The following is a 22667-nucleotide window of genomic DNA, read 5'->3' as shown; positions in this document are numbered from 1 at the left end:
TGCGTATCCTTGTCAGCTTGCGGCTTGCGCGTGCAGCAAACCGGCCAACGTCTCGGCCTCGACCGGGCGGCTGATCAAATAACCCTGTACTTCATCGCAGCGTTCGGCTTTCAGGAACTCAAGCTGTTCTTCCCGCTCCACCCCTTCCGCCACGACCTTCAGCTTCAGGCCGTGAGCCATGGCAATGATGGCCCGGGTAATCGCCGCATCCTCGGTACCCTCTCCCAACCCGCGAATAAAGGCCTGATCAATCTTCACGTAATCCACCGGGATCCTTTTGAGATAGCTCAGAGATGAGTAACCGGTGCCAAAATCGTCAATGGCCAGTTTCACCCCGAGATCACGCAACTGCTGGAAGGTTGCGATGATGTGTTCGACGCTGTCCAGCAACTGGCTTTCGGTGAGTTCCAGCTCCAGCAGTTGCGGCGCCAGCCCGGTCTCTTCCAGCACCTGCCGCACCAGGCTGACCAATTTGCCCTGGCGCAATTGATGCACCGACAGGTTGACCGACACCCGAATCGCTTCCAACCCCTGCCGCTGCCACTCACAGGCTTGCCAGCACGCCTGACGCAACACGAACTCACCGATCGGGCCGATCAATCCGGTTTCTTCAGCCAGGCCGATGAAATCCCCCGGCGGCACACGGCCCATGGTCGGATGATCCCAACGCACCAAGGCTTCGGCGGCATTCAACCGGCCAGTGGCCAGGCACAGTTTCGGTTGGTAAAACACCTTCAGTTGTTTGTCTTCGATGGCTTTGCGCAAGTGGTTTTCCAGCTGCAAACGCTCCAGCGTGCTGGCTTGCAAGCTATCGGTGTAAAACTGGAAATTATCGCCACCCAGGTGCTTGGCGTGCTGCATGGCCATGTTCGACTGACTGACCAGTGCCGATATTTCCCGAGCGCTGTCCGGCAACAGGCTGATGCCCATCGACGCGCTGACCACCAGCTCATGCCCGTCAATGGTCACCGGCAGGCGCAACTTGTTCGCCAGGCGAGTCGCCACCCGGGCCAGGCTCGACAGGTTGCCGTAGGCGTTGAACAGCACGGCAAACTCATCACCGGAAAGGCGCGCGATGGTGTCTGCTTCAGGCAACGCATTCACCAGTCGCCGGGCCATTTTCTGCAACAGTTGGTCGGCGACTTCATGTCCCAGGCTGTCGTTGAGTTGCTTGAACCGATCGAGATTGATGTGCAGCAACGCCAGGCTGCGATAACCGCCCTGTCGCACTCGTTGATGAGCCTCGTTGAGTCGTTCGCGAAACATCGCGCGGTTGGCCAGACCGGTAAGCTCGTCGTAATGGGTCAGATAGCGCATGCGCTCTTCGGATTCTCGGCGGGCTGAGAGATCAGCGAAAAAGCCCACAATATGGCTTACATTTCCCCGGGTATCGCGCACGGCATTCAGTTGCAGCCATTGCGGATACATCTCGCCGTTCTTGCGGGTCTCCACCAATTCGCCCTGCCAGCTGCCTTGCTGCTCCAGCGCCTGATGTATTGCGGCGTAATGCCGACGCGCATCACGACTGCATGGCAACTCAACGACATTGCGCCCGATCATGTCGTCGATGTCATAGCCGGTCACCCGACTGAAGGCTTGATTGATCGCGATCAGGACGTAGTTCGGATCGAAAATCACGATCCCTTCGCTGGCCGCCTCGAACACGGTCGCCGCCAGTTGCCGCTGCTCTTCCAGGCCTTTGCTGGCGCTGATATCGCGGCGAGTGCCGACCATGCGAATCACCCGGCCGTTGTCGGCACGCTCGACTGCCCGCCCGCGGTCCTCGATCCAGACCCAGTGGCCGTCGCCATGCCGCACGCGATACTCGATTTGATAGTCCTCGGTGCGACCCTTCAAATGCTCGACCAGCGCCCTTTTCAGCGCAGGAAGATCCTCGGGATGAAGGCGCGGTTTGAGGTGGCGCAATAATGCCGTGACCTGCTCCGGCTCCAGGCCGAACAATTCCTGAATCTGCGTGTGATGGACTTCGTCGGTTTGCAGATTCCAGTCCCACAACCCCAACTCGCTGGCCTTCAATGCCAGCGCCAGACGCGCTTCACTCTTGCTCAGTGCCTGGTTGGCGGCATCCAGTTCCAGGCTGCGCTGAGCGACTCGGTTTTCCAGGTCGACCTGGATCTCTCGCAAATCGTCCTCGGCACGTCGGCGCTGTTCTATTTCCTTGGCCAGCTTCTGATTGAGCTGGTCACTGCAGCTTTGCGCCTGTTGCAGATGCTCGATCAGCGCCTGGTTCTGAAAGCGTCGCATCAAGCCCCGATCGATCAATCGATTGACTTGCCAGGCGACCACGCTCAATGCACCGAGCAGGATCAGCCCGAACCAGCCCCAACCTTGCTGCTGCTCGTCAGCCACCCAAAACATATAGGCGATGGCCGGCAACAGGCAGGGCAAGGTGAATGACAGAAAGGCCGGCAAGCTGACTGCATAAGCCACACTGGCCGAGAGCGCCGCAGCACCGATGAGGCCGAAGACCCAGGCTTGCTGAATGAAATTATCGGCGGGAACCAGGGCGATGCCGGCACCCGCCAGGGTCAGACCGGTGAGGCCGGAGCCCAGCAAAAACATCCGTCGCCAAATGGGATGGGCCTGACGGTTGGGAATGGCCGAATCGAAGGCGGCGACCTGAATCACCCGCAATGCCACCAAAGACAACAACCACACCAGCCAGACACTGACCAGAAAATAGCGCTGCGGGCTCCAGAGCAAACCGGCACAGACCAGGCCATTGATCAGCATGAACAACGTGGGCAGCAACGAGCCTTGATACAACAGGCGCGTGCGTTCGACCGCCATTTCCATGGCGTACTGTTTACGGATCACCCGGGGTTCCACAGTGGGGCCCGACAGGTCGAAGCTGAGGGTCATAGGCGATGTTCTTGTTCTTATAATGATGAGCATGTGCCCGAAACTGCTCGGAGCATACACAAGCAATTGCCCGGACCAAACTGCTGCTGATCAATAAATCGCCAAATTTTTCGGCTGCCGATGTCACTGAAAATGCTCAAGGCATGCCCTGCCAACGCCTGCAGCCGATGACTGACCGGTCGTCCTTCGCATAACTTTCATCGGTTAAAGCGAAGCGGGGTTTGCCCGGTGTGTCGCGGCCCCCTAGAATGCCCCGATGCGCGATGATCTCTCCCTTCTGCTGAACTCCCTCAACGATGCCCAACGCCAGGCCGTAGCAGCCCCCGTGGGTCGTCAGTTGGTCCTGGCCGGTGCTGGTTCCGGTAAAACCCGAGTGCTGGTGCACCGTATCGCCTGGTTGATCCAGGTCGAAAACGCCTCGCCCCACTCCATTCTGTCGGTGACCTTCACCAACAAGGCTGCTGCCGAGATGCGCCAGCGCATCGAGCAGTTGATGGGTATCAACCCGGCCGGCATGTGGGTCGGCACCTTCCACGGCCTGGCGCACCGCCTTCTGCGGGCGCACTGGCAGGAAGCGGGCTTGAGCCAGACCTTCCAGATTCTCGACAGCGATGACCAGCAGCGGCTGGTCAAGCGGGTGATCCGCGAACTCGGCCTGGACGAACAGCGCTGGCCGGCCCGTCAGGCCCAGTGGTTCATCAACGGGCAGAAAGACGAAGGCCTGCGCCCGCAACACATCCAGGCCAGTGGCGACCTGTTCCTGGCGACCATGCGCGGCATCTATGAAGCCTACGAGGCCGCCTGCCTGCGTGCGGGTGTCATCGACTTCTCCGAATTGCTGCTGCGCGCCCTCGATCTGTGGCGCGATCACCCAGGCCTGCTTGCTCACTATCAAAAGCGCTTCCGGCACATCCTGGTGGACGAGTTCCAGGACACCAACGCCGTGCAATATGCCTGGTTGCGCCTGCTGGCCAAGGGTGGCGACAGCCTGATGGTGGTGGGCGACGACGACCAGTCCATCTACGGCTGGCGCGGCGCGAAAATCGAGAACATTTACCAGTATTCCGAAGACTTCCCGGACGCCGTAACCATTCGCCTGGAGCAAAACTATCGCTCCACCGCCGGTATCCTGAAGGCTGCCAACGCCTTGATCGCCAATAACACCGGGCGCCTGGGCAAAGAGTTGTGGACAGACGGCGGCGAAGGCGAAGCGATCAACCTGTACGCCGCCTTCAACGAGCACGACGAAGCACGCTACGTTGTCGAAACCATCGAAAGTGCGCTGAAAACCGGCTTGTCTCGCAGCGATATCGCGATTCTGTACCGCTCCAACGCCCAATCGCGGGTTCTGGAAGAAGCCCTGCTGCGCGAGCGCATTCCCTACCGCATCTATGGCGGTCAGCGCTTCTTCGAACGCGCCGAAATCAAGAACGCCATGGCCTACCTGCGCTTGCTCGAAGGCCGTGGCAACGATGCCGCGCTGGAACGGGTCATCAACGTGCCGGCCCGTGGCATCGGCGAGAAAACCGTCGAAGCGATCCGCGACCATGCGCGCCACAGCGATGTATCGATGTGGGAAGCGATGCGCCAACTGGTGGCCAACAAAGGCCTGACCGGTCGTGCGGCCGGCGCCTTGGGCGCGTTTATCGAGCTGATCGAGAACCTCGCCGCCAAATGCATGGAAATGCCACTGCACCTGATGACCCAGACCGTCATCGAGCAGTCAGGGCTGATTGCCTATCACGAAGCGGAAAAAGGCGAGAAAGGCCAGGCACGGGTAGAAAACCTTGAGGAACTGGTCAGCGCCGCGCGCAACTTCGAAAACAGTGAAGAAGACGAAGACCTGACGCCATTGGCGGCGTTCCTCGGTCACGCGTCTTTGGAGGCTGGCGACACCCAGGCCGACGAGCACGAAGACAGCATCCAGCTGATGACCCTGCACAGCGCCAAGGGCCTGGAATTCCCTTACGTGTTCCTGGTGGGCATGGAAGAAGGTCTGTTCCCGCACAAGATGAGCCTGGAGGAGCCTGGCCGCCTTGAGGAAGAACGTCGTCTGGCCTACGTAGGCATCACCCGGGCCATGCAGAACCTGGTGATGACCTATGCTGAAACCCGACGCCTTTATGGCAGCGAGACCTACAACAAGGTGTCGCGCTTCGTACGTGAAGTTCCGAAAGGCCTGATTCAGGAGGTGCGGCTGTCCAACAGCGTCAGCCGTCCGTTCGGTGGCAACCAGTCGATGAGTGGCAGCAACCTGTTCAGCGGCAGCGAGATTCCGCAGACCGGCTTCAGCCTGGGCCAGACCGTACGGCACTCGGTGTTTGGCGATGGCGTGATTCTGAACTTCGAAGGCGCCGGAGCTCAGGCCCGGGTGCAGGTGAACTTCAGCGAAGGCAGCAAGTGGCTGATGCTGGGTTACGCCAAGCTGGAAGCTATTTAGGTCGCACTGACTAAAGGCACTGAAAAATGGGCTCGGGCTTTTTTTCTTCCTGGACATTCTGGGCCCTGTTATCGGCGGCTTTCGCGGCAATGACCGCCATTTTCGCGAAAGTGGGCATCGAAAACGTCAACTCCGACTTCGCCACCCTGCTGCGTACGATAGTGGTATTGGTCAGCCTGGCCTTGATTTTGTACGCCACGGGCCAATATCAGTCATTGGGATCGATCTCTGCGAAGAGCTACCTGTTCCTGCTGTTGTCGGGCCTTGCCACCGGTGCATCGTGGGTCTGCTATTTCCGCGCACTTAAGGTCGGTCCGGCGTCACTGGTTGCCCCAGTGGACAAACTCAGCGTGGTGCTGGTGGCTGTTCTTGGCGTTGTCCTGCTGGGTGAAAAACTCGACCTGCGCCAATGGGGCGGAATCGGCCTGATCACGGCCGGGGTGGTCATGCTGGCTCTGCGACGCTAGGCGACCGTCCTACAAACCCTATCCACTCATCTGACAGATCAAAGTCAAAAGGCCTTCTTGCACTGACGGGAGCTGAACACGACCTGTCAGGCAAAAGCCCGAAACACTCTGCCGCTAGCCAGTAACACTTCACCTGTGCAACATGGCGCGCGTGCCTTCCACAAATGGGAATTCCCTTTATGAAACGTTTTCTTAGCATCGCCATGGCGTTGTGCATCGGCCTGACGATGAGTCTCGACGTCAATGCCGCCAAGCGCTTCGGTGGTGGCAAAAGCGCAGGCGCTGCGCCGACTCACCAGACCAGCCAGATGGCTCCTTCTTCTCCAGGCATGGGCGGCGCTGCGGCGACCGCTGGTGCTGCCGGTGCCGCTGGCGCCGCTGCCAAGGCCGGTGGCGCTTCGCGCTGGCTCGGCCCATTGGCCGGTATCGCGGCCGGTGGCCTGCTGGCCTCCATGTTCATGGGTGACGGCTTCCAGGGCATGCAGATCTTCGACATCCTGATCATGGCCGTCATTGCGTTCCTGGTCTTCCGCTTTATCGCCGCCCGTCGTCGCAAGCAGCAGGAGCAGTACGCTCCGGCCGGCCATGCGCCGATGCAACGTGAAGCGTTCGAACAAAAGCCTGCCGGCGGTTCGATCTTCGGTGGCTCGGCAGCACCTGTTGCCGCTCGCCCGGTGATCAACGCGCCAGCCTGGTTCAACGAAAGAAACTTCGTCGAAGCGGCGCGCAATCACTTCCAGTCCCTGCAACAGCACTGGGACGCCAACGAAATGGACAAGATCGCCGAGTTCGTGACTCCGCAAATGCTGGAGTTCCTCAAGCGTGAGCGTGCAGACCTGGGCGACGGTTTCCAGTCCACCTACATCGATAACCTCAATGTACAGCTGGACGGTGTGGACGATCGCGCCGACAAGACCATCGCCACCCTGACGTTCACTGGCGTGTCGAAAACCTCGCGTTTCGACCAGGGCGAAGTCTTCAGCGAAAGCTGGAACATGGAACGTGCACAGGGCGAAAACCAGCCTTGGCTGGTAGCTGGTATCCGCCAGAACGGCTGATCCCGCTTAGTTCTGTTCGGAAGGTGCCGAGCTAAGATCAGACAAGGCAAAAACAGGCGAGGAAGCGGAGTTGACTTTAGTCAATGAGCATTCCGAGCCTGTTTTTAACGCCGTATGATCGACGCGCAGGCACGTTCCGGACAGAACTTCATCTGCTGTAAACAAAACCCCGGCCCAGGCCGGGGTTTTCTATTTCGCGGTTGCATCTATAGCAAGCTACTGTATAAACCGCCCCATATAAACCGCGCCATACAAGCAAGAGGATCCCGGACGTGGAAGAAATCATCGAACAACTGCGTGAAGCCAACGAACCGGTACCGGTCCCCTTGGAACTGCCCGACGAAGACCTGCTGGTCGAAATCGAAGAACAACTGTTCATCGACATTCCGTTCGTCTTCAGAGAGTTTCTGCTGACCGTCAGCGACGTCGTCTACGGCAGCCTGGAACCGGTCACCGTGACCGACCCGCAATCCCACACCTACCTGCCCGACGTTGCCGCCAACGCCTGGGACGCCGGCGTCGATCGCAGCCTGATCCCGATCTGCCAGGACGGTGATGACTACTATTGCGTCGAAGAAGACGGCACCGTGGTGCTTTGGCAGGCCGAAGAAGAGCTGATCGCCGAAGAAACCTGGGAGTCGGTGTGGCACTGGGCACGGGACGTCTGGCTGGAAAGCTGACCCAGTCAACGCCGCTGGGTGGTCAGTGCCCGGACGACTCCTTGTGATTGTCGAGGGTTTCCAGCAACGCCACCTGCATCCGCGTATGCACACGAATGAACCAACGCCACAGCAGCGCCGCCACGGCGGCCGCGACCACGGCGATCAGCATCAGCAACTTGTTGGTCGGCAGAATACTGGCCGACAAGGCTGCCAACAGCAAAAAGATCACCAGCAGCGACAGGATCGGGATCACTTCGGCGATCACCCGGCGCACTCGCTGCGTGTGGCGCCCGGCCATCTCCGGCTTCACGCCCATTTCCGCCAGCAACATCGACAGTGCCTTTAGCTTTCGGTACGCCGCAATCAAAAAAGGCAGCGATAACAGCAGCGCCCCACCCCAGATCAACGCCTTTTGCCAGCTCGGGTCGCTGATCCAGGCTTGCAGGTAGGCCGACATGCGTTCGGCGAAATACGCGCCCGAGAAGAAGATTGCGATCACGAGCGCCAGATTGACTCCCACCTGCAACAAAATCCGCCGAATCATGGATGCCAGTAACGCACCCTCACCCTGAGGCTGGATGCTGCGCAGCCATTCGCCATACATCCCCAACACCCGTCCCAGACGTTCTGGCATGGCGCCGGCGAGCTTGATCGACAATGGATCAGCCGCGCGAATCAGATAGGGCGTCAGCAGGGTTGTGATCACCGAAACCGCCACAGCCACGGGGTATAAAAAGTTGCTGGTGACCTGCAACGTCATGCCCAGTGCCGCGATGATGAAAGAGAATTCGCCAATCTGTGAAAGCCCCATCCCGACCCGCAGCGAGGTACGTCCGTCATTGCCGGCGATAAATGCACCAAGGCCGCAGGACAACATCTTGCCGAGCACCACGGCTACGGTGATTACGGCGATTGGCCAGGCGTACTGAAGCAGGATCGCCGGATCGAGCATCAGCCCGATGGCCACAAAGAAAATCGCACTGAAAAGATCGCGAACCGGTTCAATCAAACGCTCGATTTTCAGCAGTTGCCGGGACTCAGCCATGATCGCGCCGATCAGGAATGCCCCGAGGACCATGCTGTATTCAAGCTTGACCACCAGCAGGCAGAAGCCAAAACACAGGCCCAGTACCGTGATCAGCAGCATTTCGTTGCTGTCGAATCTGGCGACGTAGGCCAACAGCCGCGGCACCATCAGGATGCCGATGACCAACGCGACGATCATGAACAGCGACAGTTTGCCGACCGTGGAAAACACTTCGCCGGAGCTGACCGTACCGCTGACCGCGATGCTGGACAGCAGCGCGATGATGCCGATGCCCAGAATGTCCTCGACGATCAGCACACCGAATATCAACTGGGCAAATCGCTCGTTCTTCAGTTTCAGATCATTGAGCGCCTTGACGATGATGGTGGTCGAGGAAATCGCCAGGATCGCGCCGAGGAACAGTGAGTCCATGGTGTTCCAGTCGAACCAGCGACCGATCTCGTAGCCGATCCAGATCATCAGCACGATTTCCAGGAATGCCGCGATGAATGCCGTGGCACCGACCTTGAACAACTTGCGCAGGCTGAACTCCAGGCCCAGGCAGAACATCAGGAATATCACCCCGAGTTCGGCCAGGGTCTTGATGGTTTCTTCATCATGGATCAGGCCGAATGGCGGGGTGTGCGGACCGATGATGAAGCCGGCGACGATGTATCCCAGTACCACCGGTTGTTTCAGGCGATGGAAAACCACGGTGACCACACCTGCGATCAACATGATCACTGCCAGATCCTGAATGAAACTGATGGCATGCATGGCGAGCGGCTCCCTGATTGAAGTTGCCCGATTCACAGACGCAGGAATACGTCTGATCGAACCGAACAAAAGTCTGCTTTACGCGTAGGAAAAGTCCCTGCGTCCGGGCTTTTGCAGCGTAACACCGCGACTTCCGACAGAAAGGCGGTGCAATATATGGAAACAGATCGATCCAGCGTGACGGCGACCCGGCACCCGGCGTCCCGATAACTGTTGGTTTGAAAAAACCGCCGAGGCACCCGCAGAGGTGCATCCCTCAAACCTGGCCTTGACCCGTGAGAATGCTATGGAACCCGGAAACGCCCAACTGTCGATGACGGTATTGATGACCCCCGACATGGCCAACTTCTCTGGCAATGTTCACGGCGGCACCCTGCTCAAATACCTCGACGAAGTGGCCTACGCCTGCGCCAGCCGTTATGCCGGCCGCTATGTGGTGACCCTGTCGGTGGATCAGGTCATTTTCCGTGAGCCGATCCATGTCGGCGAACTGGTGACCTTTCTCGCCTCGGTCAACTACACCGGCAATACCTCCATGGAAGTAGGCATCAAAGTGGTGACCGAGAACATCCGTGAACGCTCGGTGCGCCACACCAACAGTTGCTTCTTCACCATGGTCGCGGTGGATGACCAACGTAAACCGGCATCCGTACCACCGCTGCAACCGCAGAATAGCGAAGACAAGCGTCGTTACATGCAGGCGCAGCAGCGCCGACAGATTCGTCAGGAGTCGGAAAAGCGCTATCAGGAGATCAAGGGCGACGTCTGAATCTTGTCGCGACTCTAGCCCCCATCGCGAGCAGGCTCGCTCCCACAGTTGATTTCAGTGGACACAGATTTTGTGTACGACAAAGATCCAATGTGGGAGCGAGCCTGCTCGCGATTGGGGCAGCGCCGAATCAGAGACTGATGGGTGTAGCCTCGAACCGCACCCGCGGATGGGCAATCCGGTCCTGAGCCCGAACCAGTTCCAGCTCGTAGCTGGCACAGGCCTGGGTTTCGAGCAGCACTTCATGCACCGCCGACGCTGTGAACTCGAACGCGGCCACCAGGCTGTCGCCCAACAGCACACGCGCCAGGAACAGACCGGACGTCAGATCGCCCACGCCCACCGGCTGACGCGGGAACGCCAGTAACGGGCGCTGCAAATGCCAGCTGCCCTCAGCCGTCACCAGCAGCATCTCGAAGACCTCTGCCGATTTGCCTGGATAGTCCAGATGCTTGACCAACACCGCTTTCGGGCCGCGCACCAGCAATGCACGCGCCATGGCCAGGCAATCGAACAGCGATTGCGGCTTGCGCCCGGAGAAGCTGTCCAGCTCCAACTGGTTCGGGCACATGAAGTCCGCCACGGCGGCGGCCTCTTCCAACAGGAAATCACTGACCTCCGCCGGAACACTGCAGCCCTTCTCCGGATGCCCCATGACCGGGTCACACAGGTACAGCGCCTTGGGATTCATCGACTTGATCCGCGCCACCCCTGTCAGAATCGCCCGGCCCTGGGCCGCACTGCCGAGGTAACCGGAGAGCACCGCATCACAGTTGCCCAGCTCGCCAATCGCCGCGATACCTTCGACCAGGTCGGGGATCTGGTGCGGCGCCAGCACCTCACCGGCCCACTGGCCGTACTGGGTGTGATTGGAGAACTGCACAGTGTTGAGCGGCCAGACATTCACCCCGACCCGTTGCATCGGGAAAACCGCGGCACTGTTGCCGGCGTGACCGAATACCACGTGGGACTGGATAGCGAGCAAATGCGGAGTACGTTTCATGCGGTGGATTTCCGTAAAACGATTGAAATTCTAGCCGCGCAGTATGCGACTAAACGCAGCCTGTACGACAGACCAGCGACGCAGTTAAGCTGACACTATCTTGTTGGAGCACCCTGTGATGCTGACCCTTGGAAATATATTCGTGCTGATGCTGTTCGCCACTGCCGGCGCATGGCTATGGCACAACCACGGCTTGCGCGAGCGCGCGCTGGAGCGGGTCAAGCAGCATTGCGGCAAACTCGGGATCGAATTGCTCGACGGCAACGTGGCCTTGAAAAAAATCGCTTTCATCAAGGATGCCAGTGGTCGCCGACGCCTGGCCCGTGTGTATAACTTCGAATTCACCGTGACGGGCGAAACCCGCCACAACGGCACCATCACTCAGTTCGGCGCACACAGTGCACAGATCGAGCTGGCGCCCTACCCGGTCCCCTTCGATGAAACCGAACCGGTGGTCGAAGTAGCGAAACCCCGCGCTGAAGTGATCGAGCTGAGCCAGTGGCGTCAGGACCATACCAAGTGGCGGCCGTGAGCCGTTAATCCGATCCGGATCGGCACGCTGCCAGCTCACGCTGCAACCGCTCTGCATTCTGCGCTTCACTGAAAATCAGCTCGATACGCGAATCCTGCCGCCATTCACTGGGCTGCCAGTCCAGCACCGAGCTATCCACCGCGTTCGCCGAAATCCAGCCCTGAGCACTGTGGATAACCAGTTTCGCCCGCCTCCAGCCAAGGCTTTCAAGCCACCGGCCAACCAGAGCGGCATCAAACACCTGGCTTGGGTGCCAACGCCATCCGATGCTCCAGCCTCCGTCCTGTTCCTGACTCAGGCAAATGGGCAACGCGGGGTCGCTCCAGACCGCCGGCAGCTGCGCCAGGCCCATGGGCACGACGAAGTTATCCACACCTGCCCGCGCTTTGGCATTCAGCCCCGGCAACTCGCTCAAGGGTAAAGCCGCCTGTTGTGTCCAGCACAGGGGGAGAGGCGGCAATTGCCCGGCAATTCGCTGGCGACTGTCTTCGTCGAGACCTTCAGACTTGTTCAACAGCAGCAATCCCGCATGGCCCAGCGCTTGCTGTTGAACATCCGGCAGCGGTTTGCCAGCGGCGAGCGCCTGGGCATCCAGCACCAGCACACAAGGCTGAACAGCCAACACGCCTTGCCACGGCGCTTCGCTCAATTGCCTGAGCAACTGCGCCGGATGCCCCAGCCCCGAGGGCTCGATGAACAGCCGATCCGGTTGTGCCTTGCGCAACAAGCGCCCAAGACCAATCTGAAACGGCGCACCGTTGACGCAACAAAGGCAGCCCCCAGCCACTTCCCCCAGTGCGATACCATCGCCATCCTGGGTCAGTAGCGCAGCGTCGAGACCGATCTGGCCAAACTCGTTGATCAACACCGCCCAGCGCTCGCCAGCCGGGCGCTGAGCCAGCAGGTGCTTGATCAGGCTGGTCTTGCCGGCGCCCAACGGGCCGGCAATGACATGAGTGGGGATATTCTGCAGCATGGTCGATGATTTCTGAGGAGGTGATGGATGCGGTTGATTGGCTTGTCGTTGCTCCTGGCACTCGTTTCAGGCGAGGCGCTGGCCCAGGCTTGTGTGGTTCACAGCCAGACCGAGCGGCTTGATGTCCAGGTTTGCCAGCAGAACCGCAACATCCCGCCAAAACTCTTCGCCGATGGTTTCTGCCAGCCGAACCTGGCGGGGCAGAAAGTCGAGGTGCAGTATGTCGATCAATGCCCCGGCGGCGCATTTGGTATTTGCAGCAACGCCCAAGTCGCCAATATGCCCTACCGCCAGGATATTCACTATTACGGCGTTGCCACCGACGCGGCATATTTGCAGCCGTACTGCGAGGCCCAGAGCCAGGGCACCTGGCTCAAGCCCTGAAGCGCCAGTAGAGGATCAGGCAACCTCTTCGTTCCAAGGGCCGAATGGATCAGGCAGCAAACGCCAGCCCTCTGTGCCCAGCGCCATCTCCTCATCGGTCAGCAGGCATGCGTCCAGTTCTGCAGTGAGTTGCGTGAAGTCGATGTTCTGGCCGATGAACACCAGCTCCTGGCGACAGTCCCCGCTGTCGGCGGTCCAGTTTTTCATGATCCCGGTGGTACTTTCTTCATCTTGCGGCCACTGGTTTTTCGGTACGAAACGCCACCAGCGCCCGGCAAAGCCATAGCGCATCAAGCCACCGGCCTGAGACCAACTGCCAGCATCCATGTGCTTGCTCGCCAGCCAGAAAAAGCCCTTGGAGCGCAGCAGCTTGCCGTTGTCCCAGGGACCGTCGATGAAGTTGAAGAAACGCTGCGGATGGAACGGCCGGCGAGCCCGGTAAGCACTGGAAGCGATGCCGTATTCTTCGGTTTCCGGCACGTGTTCGCCGCGCAGTTCCTGCAACCATCCCGGTGCCTGGGCAGCCTTTTCGAAGTCAAAACGGCCGGTGTTGAGGATCTTATCCAAAGGGATTTCGCCCATCGTCATCGGGATGATTTCCGCCCGGGCGTTGAGCCGTTCAAGTATCGCGATCAGTTCTTCGCGCTGGTGGCTGCTGATCAAGTCGATCTTGCTGAGCAAAATCACATCAGCGAACTCGACCTGCTCAATCAACAGATCGGTAATCGAACGTTCGTCTTCTTCCCCTAGTGTTTCTCCTCGGGAAGCCAGGCTTTCGGCAGCCTGGTAATCGAGCAGGAAGTTCATGCCATCGACCACTGTGACCATGGTGTCCAGCCGTGCAATGTCGTTGAGGCTCTGGCCGTTTTCATCGCGAAAGGTAAAGGTTTCCGCCACTGGCAGCGGTTCGGAAATACCGGTGGACTCGATCAGCAGATAGTCGAAGCGACCTTCCCTGGCGAGTTGACTCACCTCCTCCAGCAAGTCTTCACGTAACGTACAGCAAATACACCCGTTACTCATCTCCACCAACCGTTCTTCGGCGCGATTCAGGCTGACATCGCGCTGAACTTCGGTGCCATCGACGTTGATTTCGCTCATATCGTTGACGATGACTGCAACTCGCAAACCATCGCGATTACGTAGTATGTAATTAAGAAGTGTACTTTTTCCGGCGCCAAGAAAGCCGGAGAGAACGGTCACGGGGAGTCGATTGGACATCTGCATATTCCTCACAGGGATGCCCGGTCGCTGTGTCGGGCTTACATAATGTTATACTGTAACAGTACAAATAAACCATCCCCTCTTGCCCGGCGGTGCAAAGGACAGGATGCTGAACGCGTTCCTTTCGTGAGAAGCCCCATGCGCAACGTCCTGAAACCTGCATTGATCATACTTTCCCTGCTGGTGGCTGCCGACGCGACGGCCCAGGTCCCGAGCCTGGCCAAGTGCACCCGCAGCGCCAACCTGTTGGCCTGCGTGGATGCCGATGGCAACGCCTACAGCGTCAATACCGCCGGAAACACGATCTATCTGCGGGGCTTCGAAACAGCCGGCAAACGCTATTGGGCCCAAACCAACAGCCGCTACGGCCAGCTTACGTTTTTCACTGGCATCGCTTCCGATGGCGAGGCCTGGGTTGGCTATAACCGGCGCGTCGGCTGGACCACGATCAACCGGTTTTCCAGCTCTGGCGGCAGCAGCGCCAGGTTCACCTGCAGCCGGATCGCCGGTTGTTAAACTTCTTTTTTCTGTTGATGGCGTGAAATCAGGCTGAGCATGTGGCGGTTGCGCATGATGAAAGCTTGTTCATGAAAAAGGCATCGTCGATTGCATTGTTATAATATAACATGCCAGATCAACTCCCACGATGGACCTGCTCATGAATGCGCTGACTCTGCCGGATATCGCCGCGCAGGCCTCACGCCAAGCCCTGCCACTGGAGTGGGTGGGCATGTGCGGCATTGCTCTTCCCGTTTTGTTTGATGGCCAACGACTGAATGCAAAGGCCGATGTCGGCGTAAGCCTCGACGATGGCAATGCGCGTGGCATTCACATGTCACGACTCTATCTGGCGCTTGAATTACTGGAACAGGAAAACCTTTCACCGGCTTTATTGCGGCGGGTATTGCAGCGTTTTCTTGAGAGTCATGAGGGGCTATCCAGCAGCGCTTACCTAACCATTAATGCCGATTTGTTGCTGAAAAGGCCGGCGCTGATCAGCCCACTGGATGGCTGGAAAAACTATCCGATCAGCATCGAAGCACGTTTGAAAAACGCAATGTTCCACGTGGAACTAAAAATCGACGTGCCTTATTCCTCAACTTGCCCGTGTTCCGCAGCCCTTTCTCGACAGTTGATTCAGCGGCAGTTCGTCGATGATTTCGCCAACAAGGCACTGCAACACGCCGACGTTTTAGCGTGGCTCGGCTCCACGAACGGCATCGTTGCCACACCTCACAGCCAACGCAGCAGCGCAAAGTTGCGCGTACGGCTGGCTGATTTTTTGGACGACTTGCCTCTGATCGCCGTCATCAACGACGCCGAAGCCGCACTCGGCACAGCCGTTCAAACAGCGGTAAAACGCGCCGACGAACAGGCCTTTGCTCTGGCCAATGGTCAGAACCTGATGTTCTGCGAGGACGCCGCACGCCGTTTGAATCTGGCCCTGAAACGCTCCACAGGCATCAATGCCTTCCATATTCGTGTCATCCACGCCGAAAGCCTGCACGCCCATGACGCCGTGGCCGAAAGCCGTTTCAACTGGGAGGTCGCATGATTGGCTGCCACGCCCTGTGCTGGGGCGCACCGGGGCAGCCGCTCACGCCAGCGCTGGACTTCGAACTGTCGCAGGGCAGCCTGACCGCCATCATCGGTGCGAACGGCTCCGGGAAAAGCAGCCTGCTGAAGGTCATCGCCGGTCTGCAAAAACCGTTGGCCGGAAAGGTGCAACTGAGCCTTCCACTTAAAGGCGGTGTGGCGTTCCTGCCCCAGCAACAACACTTGGACAGGCAATTTCCGATCAGCCTTCAGGCATTAGTCACCGCCGGTTTCTGGGGCAACAAACAGTCATCGGAGCTCCGTAGCCAACGACTGAAAAACGCCCTCGCGAACTGGCACCTGAACGGCCTGGAAGATCGACCGTTGATGGCTCTCTCTGGCGGCGAATTGCAACGCGCCCTGCTCGCACGGTTGAGCCTGACCGATGCACCCTTGCTGTTGCTCGATGAACCCCACGCGGCCCTCGATGAGCTCGGCCAGGCATTGCTCTGGAAGCACATACACGATTGGAACCTCGAGGGCCGGACACTGGTGATCGTATGCCATGACCTGGACGCTGTCCGCGAGCACATCCCGCACACGTTGCTGATCAAAAGCAGTGGCTGCGTATTCGGCCCGAGTACCGAACTGATCCGCCAATCATCTCAAGCGCAGGTGGCCTGATGATCGCTGCCGCGCATCTTTGGCAACCGTTCCAGGAGTTCGTCTTCATGCGTCGGGCGCTGCTCGGCGGTTTGCTCCTGGCGTGCAGCACGGCGCCCCTTGGGGTGTTTCTGATCCTCAGGCGCATGAGTTTGATCGGCGATGCCGTCGCCCACGGCATCCTTCCCGGCGCGGCTCTGGGATTCTGGTTTGCCGGTTTGAGCCTCCCGGCGTTGACCATCGGCGGCCTCGGCGCAGGCCTGAGCATGGCTGGCCTCGCGGCCTGGATTACGCGACGCACCGGCCTGCGAGAGGACGCCAGCCTCGCGGCGATCTACCCGATTTCCCTGGCCGGTGGCGTGCTGATTCTCGGCATCGCCGGCAAACGCCTGGACCTGTTGCACCTGTTGTTTGGCTCGGCGCTGGCGGTCGACGGCCCGACCTTGACCGGCATGCTTTGGGTCTCGGGACTGAGCCTGATTGCCATGGCATTGATCTACAAACCACTGCTGCTCGACACCCTGGACCCGCTTTTTCTGCAAACTGTCAGCCGACTCGGCCCACTGGCCCACGGTGTATTCCTGACGTTGGTGGTGTTGAATCTGGTCATCGGTTTCCAGGCAATCGGCGCGTTGATGGTGGTCGGGCTGATGATGTTGCCTGCCGCCGCAGCGCGATTCTGGAGTCGCCGCTTGCCGGTGCTGATCGTCGTCGCCGCCTCGCTCGGCAGCCTCTCGGTGTGGCTGGGTTTATTGATTTCGTTCTATTACTCGCTGCCCAGTGGCCCGGCAATCGTGCTGGTGGCCGGCGGAGGGTATCTGTTGTCCGTGGTGCTCGGGCCGGTGCATGGCTTGCTGCGCCGCCCGCCTTTGCTCACATCCCAATGAGGTGTTACCCGATGCGCGCTTTACTCGTGCTGTTCAGCTTGATGGTGTCGATGTCGCTGTCTGCCGCCGAAAAACTCCAGGTGGTCACCAGCTTCAGCATCCTTGCCGACATGACCCGGCAGGTCGGCAAGGAGCATATCCAGATCACCAATATGGTCGGCCCGGACGCGGATGCCCATACCTACGAGCCGACACCGGACGATGCCAAGGCGCTGCTCAAAGCCAGGCTCATCATCAAGAACGGCCTGGGTTTCGAGCCCTGGCTGGATCGCCTGGTGACGAGTACCGAGACCAAGGCGCCGGTCATCAGCGCGAGCCACGGCGTCATCCCGCGCAGCCTGGATGAAGACGGCGAAACCGTTCCCGACCCGCATGCCTGGCATAACCTGGCGAACACCGAGCTGTACATCGCCAACATCACCAAGGCGCTGATCGCCGCCGACCCGACGAACACCGCCGACTATGAGCGCAACAGCCAGGCGTACCTGAAACAGGTCTACGCCCTGCTCGCCGAAGCCAAGACCAAACTCGGTTCACTGCCACCGGGCAACCGCAAGATCGTGACGTCCCATGACGCCTTCGGTTATCTCGGCCAGGCCTACGGTATCGAGTTCATGGCGCCTCAAGGCCTGTCCACCGAGCGCGAACCTTCAGCCGCGGAAGTGGCCACACTGATCACCCAGATTCGTCAGGCCAAGGTCAAAGCGGTGTTCATGGAAAACATCAAGGACGCGCGTCTGCTCAAGCAGATCGCGGATGAAAGCGGCGCGCAGATCGGCGGCACGCTGTACTCCGATGCCCTGGCGGCGAGTGGCCCGGCCAGCACCTTCACCGGGCTGTTCGAGTACAACCTCAACACCCTGTACAACGCGTTGAGCAAGCCATGATCCGCAAGAACCCTTCCGGAGATTTACCGCTGAACGCCTGCCACGACAAACGTCTTAATGTTTGCCCCTACGGTTTATGCGATAACGCTCGTTAGAAGCACCTGAGTACGCCGACCATGATCCAGATCACCCTGCCCGATGGTTCATTGCGTGAATACGACCAGCCACTGTCCGTGCATGAGGTGGCCGCCAGCATCGGCCCCGAACTGGCCAGCGCGGCCGTAGCAGGAAGGGTCAACGGGGTACTGGTGGACTGTGAATACCTGATCGAAGCGGACGCCCGGGTCAGCATTGTCACCCCCCGGGAGCCGGACGGTCTGGAGATCTTGCGCCGCTCCTGTGCCTTGATGCTGGCGATGGCGGTCAAGCAACTCCACCCTCATGCGCAAATGCGTGCGGGAAAAGAATTGGGCGACGGGTTCTTTTACGAGTTTGCCGTCGAGCCACCGCTGACCGCGGCAGACCTGCCCCTCATCGAAGCGCGTATGCAATCACTGGCAGCGACCAATCACTCGATCCGTCGTCGGCCGGTGCGCGAAGCAGTCTCGCTGTACCGGCTGGGGGACACCGAGTACCAGAGCCATGGACCGCATGTCCCCACCACCAAAGTCTTGCAGGCGTTTACCCTCGACCATATCAACGGCACTTTACAACAGCGTATCTACGGCACCTGCTGGTCCAGCCATCAGGAACTGCAACAGTGGCGTGTTCCACCCCACGTGGTCGTTGTGAGCATGGATGATCGCCAGGCGACTTATGCACAAGCGGTGACCGAATCCTTGCGCCAACGGGGCGTACGCGCCAGAGCCGACCTACGTAACGAAAAGGTTCACTACAAGATTCGCCAGCACAGTCAGAGCGTGCCGTATCTGGTGGTGGTGGGCGAAAAGGAACAGATTGGGGGGTTCGTCAGTGTGCGCAGTCGCACGGGGGAGGATTTTGGCCGGATGGCTGTCGAGGCGGCGTGTGAGTGGTTGAGTCGGCCGGGAATTCAGGGCGGCTGAATGGACGCCTTCGCGAGCAGGCTCGCTCCCACATTGTTTTTGTGAACACCACAGATCAAATGTGGGAGCGAGCCTGCTCGCGAAGCTTTTAAGCTCTTGGCTTCACAGTGCCGCAATCCTGTCCCAACCAGACGGCGCGGGATTCGAGGCTGCCCTTCTGCTGAATGCCAGTGGCGTTGAACGTCCCGTTGACCTTGGTGGTGAACTCGCGATCACTGACGAATGTCGCCACACCGGCACCCTGGGCTCTCGGGCAGCTGAAACGGAATTTCCACTGATTGCCGGAGCGGTCGGTGATTTCCTGTTTGCAGCCCGATTGCGGATCGGTCAGCGGGATGTTGTCGGTCTTGACCTGCTCAGGGGTCAGGCACGCCCGGATCCCTTTGCCGCCCATGGTGATGCCCTGCTTTTCCAGCTGGGCACGCTGCTCGGGGGTCATCTGGTTCTGGAGCTGGCCGAGGATCAATTGCAGGTCCGGCATATTCTGCTCGTCGACCTTCATGTTGCTCGTGGTCAGCTCCCACAATCCTGGTTGCAGCATTTGCGCGTGAGCCGCCACAGGAAGTGCCAAACCCAGTGCCATGGCCAAACCCAGCAGACGAACGTTCATCGAGAAACTCCTGATCAGTAGTGGCCGTTAGACGTCAGCCGCGGGCTTCGGTTCATGGGCCAATTAATTAGCGACATTCTGCACGGAACATGGTCTGTTAAGCACTGAATCTTCAGGAGCAAGGCAGCCCCCATGGATTATTTCGGACCGCATATTTTCGGTTATACCATCGCCCTGTTGCACTCGCTGGGCATGATCGCGGCCATACACGCCGTGTTGACCGTCCGTACCGCCCAAGGCTCGATCGCCTGGGCCCTGTCGCTGTTTTTCATCCCTTACCTGACCTTGATCCCGTACCTGATGTTCGGCCGCAGCACCTTTGATGGCTACATCAAGGCCCGGCGGCAGGCCAACGAGGAGATGCGCAAGGCTGTTTCCGAACTCAACTGGCGACCCTGGGTAGAAGAAGCCCTGACTGCCCGCGCTTCTTCTGCCTACGCCTCACTCAGAGCGATGCCAAAGCTCGGACACATGCCCTGCCTGGCCAATAACCAGACGCGGCTGTTGATCAACGGTCAGTCGACGTTCGAGGCCATTTTCGATGCCATCAGCCAGGCAAAAGAAGCCGTGCTGATCCAGTTTTTCATCGTCCACGACGACCGCCTCGGACAACGCCTGCAGACTTTGCTGTTGAAGAAAGCCGCCGAAGGCGTGGCGATCTATCTGTTGTATGACCGAATCGGCAGCCACTCCCTGCCCCATGGCTACGTGCAGGCCTTGCGTGATGGCGGCGTCGAGGTCAAAGCCTTCGCCACCCGCAGTGGCTGGCTCAATCGCTTTCAGGTGAACTTCCGCAACCACCGTAAGATCGTGGTGGTGGACGGCATTCTCGGCTTCGTCGGCGGGCACAACGTCGGTGACGAATACATGGGCGAGAAACCACCCCTGGCCCCTTGGCGCGATACCCACGTGCAAGTGCGCGGACCGGTGGTGGCGTGCATGCAGGAGTCTTTCGCCGAAGACTGGTTCTGGGTGGCTCGTGCGCTACCGCCGCTGATCCTGCCGGAGGTCTATCCGGAAGATGGCGTGCTGTGCCAGTTGCTCGCCAGCGGGCCGGCAGACGCCTGTGAAACCTGTTCATTGTTCTTTGTCGAAGCGATCCATGCGGCGACAGAGCGGGTCTGGATTACCAGCCCGTACTTCATCCCCGATGAAGCCGTGTTCGCAGCGTTGCGCCTGGCGGTCCTGCGCGGTGTGGATGTGCGACTGCTGTTGCCGTCTCGGCCCGACCATCGAATCGTCTACGCCGCCTCCAGCCTCTACGCTTTCGAGGCTGTGCGCGCCGGTGTGCGGGTGTTCCGTTACGAGCCCGGATTCCTGCACCAGAAAGTGGTGTTGATCGACAGCGAAATCAGCGCCATCGGCAGCGCCAACCTGGACAACCGTTCGTTCCGGCTGAATTTCGAAGTGATGTTGCTGACCGTCGACCGCGCCTTTGCCGCCGAGGTGGAACAGATGCTCAACGATGACTTCGCCAACGCCCACGAAATCGCCAAGGGAGAAGGCCGGGAGACCCACCGCCTGCAGCAGGTCGGCATGCGGGTCGCCCGGCTTATTTCACCGATTCTCTAGAGGTAGATATCGTCACGGGTCCATGGCAGTTCATGACTGCCATCGGCGTGGGCCTTCACCGCGAGAATCTGGTGCAGGTTGATCCAGCCCCGGGCAAACGCGTAAGCGCAACCGGCCAGGTACAGCCGCCAGATGCGCAGGACTTGCTCCGGTACAAGTTTGGAGGCCGCTTCGAGGTTGTCTTCCAGGCGTTCGCTCCAGTGATCCAGAGTGCGCGCGTAGTGCAGGCGCAAGCTCTCGACGTCGACGATTTCCAGTCCGGCTTCACTGATCTCGGCAGAGATCATCGACAGGTGCGGTAGCTCGCCGTTGGGGAACACGTATTTCTCGATGAATTCACCGGCACCGCGTCCCACCGGACGGCCATCGGTGTACTTGGCGGTAATCCCGTGGTTCATCACCAGGCCGCCCTCTTTCACCGCACCGAACAGATTCTTGCAGTACTCCGCCAGATTGGCGTGGCCCACGTGTTCGAACATACCGACGCTGACCACTTTGTCGAAACGGCCATCCTGCGGCAGATCGCGATAGTCGAGCAGTTGCAGTTCGACCAGGTCCTCCAGGCCCTCCGCTTTTACGCGCTCCCGGGCCAGGGCCAACTGTTCCTTGCTGAGGGTGATACCGAACACTTTCGCGCCAAACTCCCGCGCCGCAAAACGCGCCAACCCACCCCACCCGCAACCCACATCCAGCAAATATTCGCCGGGCTGCAGACGCAGCTTGCGGCACAAATGACGGAACTTGGCTTGCTGGGCCTGCTCGAGGGTTTCGCTGCCGGTCTCGAAATAAGCGCAGGAATACGCCATGTCGCTGTCGAGCCACAGCTGATAGAACGCGTTGGAAAGGTCGTAGTGGTAGGAGATCGCCTTGGCGTCCATCTCTTTATCGTGGGCGCTACGAACCGGCTGATTGTCGTCGTTTTCATCCAGCAACGCCTGGCTCCATTCATCGCAGACACGGATCACATCGCTGATGGAGCCTTCGAGTTCCAGTTTGCCTTCGACATATGCAGCGCCAAGGGCGTCCAGGCTTGGATGGGTAAACTGGCTGACCATTTGTGGGTCCTTGACCACAATCGTGACACTGGGCGTCGGCCCCAGATTGAATTCATGGCCATCCCAGAGTCTCAGGCGAAGCGGTAATTGCAGATTCTGTAAGGCCGGTGGAAGATGCGCGAGCATGGAGAATCCCCCTTGTTTCAGACGTCTAAACAGAGGGTAGACCATCTTTGAAAAATAGCTGGCTATCGAATTAATAGCCGTTTTCAATGATTCGCGACGCCTACACCTACCGCGGCGAACGCAAA

At 59.4% G+C, this 22667-nt stretch carries 21 protein-coding genes; 14 read left to right on the top strand and 7 right to left on the bottom strand.

The genetic code is table 11. From position 1 onward, the window contains the following. Window positions 1-12 precede the first annotated feature (12 nt). The gene (locus ACM6J5_RS26855; RefSeq protein WP_150671916.1) at window positions 13-2883 is read right to left on the bottom strand and encodes a putative bifunctional diguanylate cyclase/phosphodiesterase; all 2871 of its coding nucleotides are present in this window, start codon (window positions 2881-2883) and stop codon (window positions 13-15) included. A gap of 256 nt (window positions 2884-3139) precedes the next feature. Here ACM6J5_RS26855 and uvrD point away from each other — a divergent pair, with 256 nt between their 5' ends. The 4 genes from uvrD (at window position 3140) to ACM6J5_RS26835 (ending at window position 7528) form a co-directional block, all read left to right on the top strand. Next, window positions 3140-5323, top strand: a complete 2184-nt coding sequence (gene uvrD / locus ACM6J5_RS26850; RefSeq protein ID WP_095943444.1) for a DNA helicase II — start codon at window positions 3140-3142, stop codon at window positions 5321-5323. Between the two features lie 26 nt (window positions 5324-5349). Beyond that, window positions 5350-5790: an EamA family transporter gene (locus ACM6J5_RS26845; protein WP_150671915.1), complete on the top strand. Its 441-nt coding sequence runs from the start codon at window positions 5350-5352 to the stop codon at window positions 5788-5790. A gap of 179 nt (window positions 5791-5969) precedes the next feature. Then, complete coding sequence (locus ACM6J5_RS26840) at window positions 5970-6848, top strand: Tim44 domain-containing protein (RefSeq protein ID WP_095943446.1); 879 nt, start codon at window positions 5970-5972, stop codon at window positions 6846-6848. Between the two features lie 272 nt (window positions 6849-7120). After that, on the top strand, window positions 7121-7528 hold the full coding sequence (locus tag ACM6J5_RS26835; protein WP_003187120.1) for an SMI1/KNR4 family protein: 408 nt from the start codon (window positions 7121-7123) through the stop codon (window positions 7526-7528). 22 nt (window positions 7529-7550) lie between these two features. Here the strand turns inward: ACM6J5_RS26835 and ACM6J5_RS26830 are convergent, their stop codons facing one another. After that, entirely contained in the window at window positions 7551-9314 is a 1764-nt protein-coding gene (locus tag ACM6J5_RS26830; protein WP_095946418.1) for a cation:proton antiporter, read from the bottom strand. 286 nt (window positions 9315-9600) lie between these two features. On the opposite strand from ACM6J5_RS26830, the gene ACM6J5_RS26825 reads away from it, so the two are divergent. Beyond that, complete coding sequence (locus ACM6J5_RS26825) at window positions 9601-10083, top strand: acyl-CoA thioesterase (RefSeq protein ID WP_046038855.1); 483 nt, start codon at window positions 9601-9603, stop codon at window positions 10081-10083. A gap of 130 nt (window positions 10084-10213) precedes the next feature. Here the strand turns inward: ACM6J5_RS26825 and pdxY are convergent, their stop codons facing one another. After that, entirely contained in the window at window positions 10214-11086 is an 873-nt protein-coding gene (gene pdxY / locus ACM6J5_RS26820; RefSeq protein WP_347909811.1) for a pyridoxal kinase PdxY, read from the bottom strand. Window positions 11087-11204: 118 nt separating this feature from the next. Between pdxY and ACM6J5_RS26815 the strand changes: the two genes are divergently transcribed. Continuing rightward, window positions 11205-11618, top strand: coding sequence for a DUF3301 domain-containing protein (locus tag ACM6J5_RS26815; protein ID WP_095946198.1), 414 nt, complete (start codon window positions 11205-11207; stop codon window positions 11616-11618). 4 nt (window positions 11619-11622) lie between these two features. On the opposite strand, the gene ACM6J5_RS26810 is transcribed toward ACM6J5_RS26815, so the two are convergent. Beyond that, on the bottom strand, window positions 11623-12594 hold the full coding sequence (locus ACM6J5_RS26810) for a CobW family GTP-binding protein (RefSeq protein WP_414929662.1): 972 nt from the start codon (window positions 12592-12594) through the stop codon (window positions 11623-11625). A gap of 27 nt (window positions 12595-12621) precedes the next feature. Here ACM6J5_RS26810 and ACM6J5_RS26805 point away from each other — a divergent pair, with 27 nt between their 5' ends. After that, window positions 12622-12978: an NADH:ubiquinone oxidoreductase gene (locus tag ACM6J5_RS26805; RefSeq protein WP_095946196.1), complete on the top strand. Its 357-nt coding sequence runs from the start codon at window positions 12622-12624 to the stop codon at window positions 12976-12978. Window positions 12979-12993: 15 nt separating this feature from the next. Here the strand turns inward: ACM6J5_RS26805 and zigA are convergent, their stop codons facing one another. Continuing rightward, a complete protein-coding gene (zigA, locus tag ACM6J5_RS26800; RefSeq protein ID WP_095946195.1) occupies window positions 12994-14199 on the bottom strand; it encodes a zinc metallochaperone GTPase ZigA in 1206 nt (401 codons plus the stop codon). Window positions 14200-14340: 141 nt separating this feature from the next. Between zigA and ACM6J5_RS26795 the strand changes: the two genes are divergently transcribed. From ACM6J5_RS26795 to ACM6J5_RS26770, 6 genes are all read left to right on the top strand, one after another. Next, the gene (locus ACM6J5_RS26795) at window positions 14341-14718 is read left to right on the top strand and encodes a glutamine synthetase (protein ID WP_414929661.1); all 378 of its coding nucleotides are present in this window, start codon (window positions 14341-14343) and stop codon (window positions 14716-14718) included. Between the two features lie 142 nt (window positions 14719-14860). Next, the gene (gene folE2, locus ACM6J5_RS26790; RefSeq protein ID WP_414929660.1) at window positions 14861-15757 is read left to right on the top strand and encodes a GTP cyclohydrolase FolE2; all 897 of its coding nucleotides are present in this window, start codon (window positions 14861-14863) and stop codon (window positions 15755-15757) included. Continuing rightward, on the top strand, window positions 15754-16422 hold the full coding sequence (locus ACM6J5_RS26785) for a metal ABC transporter ATP-binding protein (RefSeq protein ID WP_414929659.1): 669 nt from the start codon (window positions 15754-15756) through the stop codon (window positions 16420-16422). Before folE2 ends, ACM6J5_RS26785 begins: the two co-directional genes overlap by 4 nt. After that, on the top strand, window positions 16422-17288 hold the full coding sequence (locus ACM6J5_RS26780; protein WP_095946192.1) for a metal ABC transporter permease: 867 nt from the start codon (window positions 16422-16424) through the stop codon (window positions 17286-17288). The genes ACM6J5_RS26785 and ACM6J5_RS26780 overlap by 1 nt, the downstream gene beginning before the upstream one ends. Before the next feature lie 11 nt (window positions 17289-17299). Beyond that, window positions 17300-18175 (top strand): metal ABC transporter substrate-binding protein, encoded by an 876-nt coding sequence (locus ACM6J5_RS26775; RefSeq protein ID WP_095946191.1) that lies wholly within the window; start codon window positions 17300-17302, stop codon window positions 18173-18175. Between the two features lie 116 nt (window positions 18176-18291). After that, window positions 18292-19179 carry a His/Gly/Thr/Pro-type tRNA ligase C-terminal domain-containing protein gene (locus tag ACM6J5_RS26770; RefSeq protein ID WP_414929658.1) on the top strand — a complete coding sequence of 296 codons (888 nt, stop codon included), beginning with the start codon at window positions 18292-18294 and terminating at the stop codon, window positions 19177-19179. 88 nt (window positions 19180-19267) lie between these two features. Here the strand turns inward: ACM6J5_RS26770 and ACM6J5_RS26765 are convergent, their stop codons facing one another. After that, window positions 19268-19789: a DUF3617 domain-containing protein gene (locus ACM6J5_RS26765; RefSeq protein ID WP_095946189.1), complete on the bottom strand. Its 522-nt coding sequence runs from the start codon at window positions 19787-19789 to the stop codon at window positions 19268-19270. Window positions 19790-19921: 132 nt separating this feature from the next. Between ACM6J5_RS26765 and cls the strand changes: the two genes are divergently transcribed. Next, window positions 19922-21361, top strand: a complete 1440-nt coding sequence (cls, locus tag ACM6J5_RS26760) for a cardiolipin synthase (RefSeq protein ID WP_095946188.1) — start codon at window positions 19922-19924, stop codon at window positions 21359-21361. Here cls and cfaB read toward each other — a convergent pair. Continuing rightward, window positions 21358-22542 carry a C17 cyclopropane fatty acid synthase CfaB gene (gene cfaB, locus ACM6J5_RS26755; protein ID WP_095946187.1) on the bottom strand — a complete coding sequence of 395 codons (1185 nt, stop codon included), beginning with the start codon at window positions 22540-22542 and terminating at the stop codon, window positions 21358-21360. The genes cls and cfaB overlap by 4 nt on opposite strands. Between the last annotated feature and the right edge of the window lie 125 nt (window positions 22543-22667).

Origin of the sequence: Pseudomonas sp. IT-P74, from assembly GCF_949768175.1 — a bacterium.
Taxonomy (GTDB): Bacteria; Pseudomonadota; Gammaproteobacteria; order Pseudomonadales; family Pseudomonadaceae; genus Aquipseudomonas.
This window is presented reverse-complemented; position numbering and strand designations above follow the sequence as displayed.

What these genes read in the sequence shown, in the direction of transcription:
- ACM6J5_RS26855 (WP_150671916.1), bottom strand. Translation starts at nt 2,883, where the DNA reads ATGACCCTCAGCTTCGACCTGTCGGGCCCCACTGTGGAACCCCGGGTG.
- uvrD (WP_095943444.1), top strand. Translation starts at nt 3,140, where the DNA reads ATGCGCGATGATCTCTCCCTTCTGCTGAACTCCCTCAACGATGCCCAA.
- ACM6J5_RS26845 (WP_150671915.1), top strand. Translation starts at nt 5,350, where the DNA reads ATGGGCTCGGGCTTTTTTTCTTCCTGGACATTCTGGGCCCTGTTATCG.
- ACM6J5_RS26840 (WP_095943446.1), top strand. Translation starts at nt 5,970, where the DNA reads ATGAAACGTTTTCTTAGCATCGCCATGGCGTTGTGCATCGGCCTGACG.
- ACM6J5_RS26830 (WP_095946418.1), bottom strand. Translation starts at nt 9,314, where the DNA reads ATGCATGCCATCAGTTTCATTCAGGATCTGGCAGTGATCATGTTGATC.
- ACM6J5_RS26825 (WP_046038855.1), top strand. Translation starts at nt 9,601, where the DNA reads ATGGAACCCGGAAACGCCCAACTGTCGATGACGGTATTGATGACCCCC.
- pdxY (WP_347909811.1), bottom strand. Translation starts at nt 11,086, where the DNA reads ATGAAACGTACTCCGCATTTGCTCGCTATCCAGTCCCACGTGGTATTC.
- ACM6J5_RS26815 (WP_095946198.1), top strand. Translation starts at nt 11,205, where the DNA reads ATGCTGACCCTTGGAAATATATTCGTGCTGATGCTGTTCGCCACTGCC.
- ACM6J5_RS26810 (WP_414929662.1), bottom strand. Translation starts at nt 12,594, where the DNA reads ATGCTGCAGAATATCCCCACTCATGTCATTGCCGGCCCGTTGGGCGCC.
- ACM6J5_RS26805 (WP_095946196.1), top strand. Translation starts at nt 12,622, where the DNA reads ATGCGGTTGATTGGCTTGTCGTTGCTCCTGGCACTCGTTTCAGGCGAG.
- zigA (WP_095946195.1), bottom strand. Translation starts at nt 14,199, where the DNA reads ATGTCCAATCGACTCCCCGTGACCGTTCTCTCCGGCTTTCTTGGCGCC.
- ACM6J5_RS26795 (WP_414929661.1), top strand. Translation starts at nt 14,341, where the DNA reads ATGCGCAACGTCCTGAAACCTGCATTGATCATACTTTCCCTGCTGGTG.
- folE2 (WP_414929660.1), top strand. Translation starts at nt 14,861, where the DNA reads ATGAATGCGCTGACTCTGCCGGATATCGCCGCGCAGGCCTCACGCCAA.
- ACM6J5_RS26785 (WP_414929659.1), top strand. Translation starts at nt 15,754, where the DNA reads ATGATTGGCTGCCACGCCCTGTGCTGGGGCGCACCGGGGCAGCCGCTC.
- ACM6J5_RS26780 (WP_095946192.1), top strand. Translation starts at nt 16,422, where the DNA reads ATGATCGCTGCCGCGCATCTTTGGCAACCGTTCCAGGAGTTCGTCTTC.
- ACM6J5_RS26775 (WP_095946191.1), top strand. Translation starts at nt 17,300, where the DNA reads ATGCGCGCTTTACTCGTGCTGTTCAGCTTGATGGTGTCGATGTCGCTG.
- ACM6J5_RS26770 (WP_414929658.1), top strand. Translation starts at nt 18,292, where the DNA reads ATGATCCAGATCACCCTGCCCGATGGTTCATTGCGTGAATACGACCAG.
- ACM6J5_RS26765 (WP_095946189.1), bottom strand. Translation starts at nt 19,789, where the DNA reads ATGAACGTTCGTCTGCTGGGTTTGGCCATGGCACTGGGTTTGGCACTT.
- cls (WP_095946188.1), top strand. Translation starts at nt 19,922, where the DNA reads ATGGATTATTTCGGACCGCATATTTTCGGTTATACCATCGCCCTGTTG.
- cfaB (WP_095946187.1), bottom strand. Translation starts at nt 22,542, where the DNA reads ATGCTCGCGCATCTTCCACCGGCCTTACAGAATCTGCAATTACCGCTT.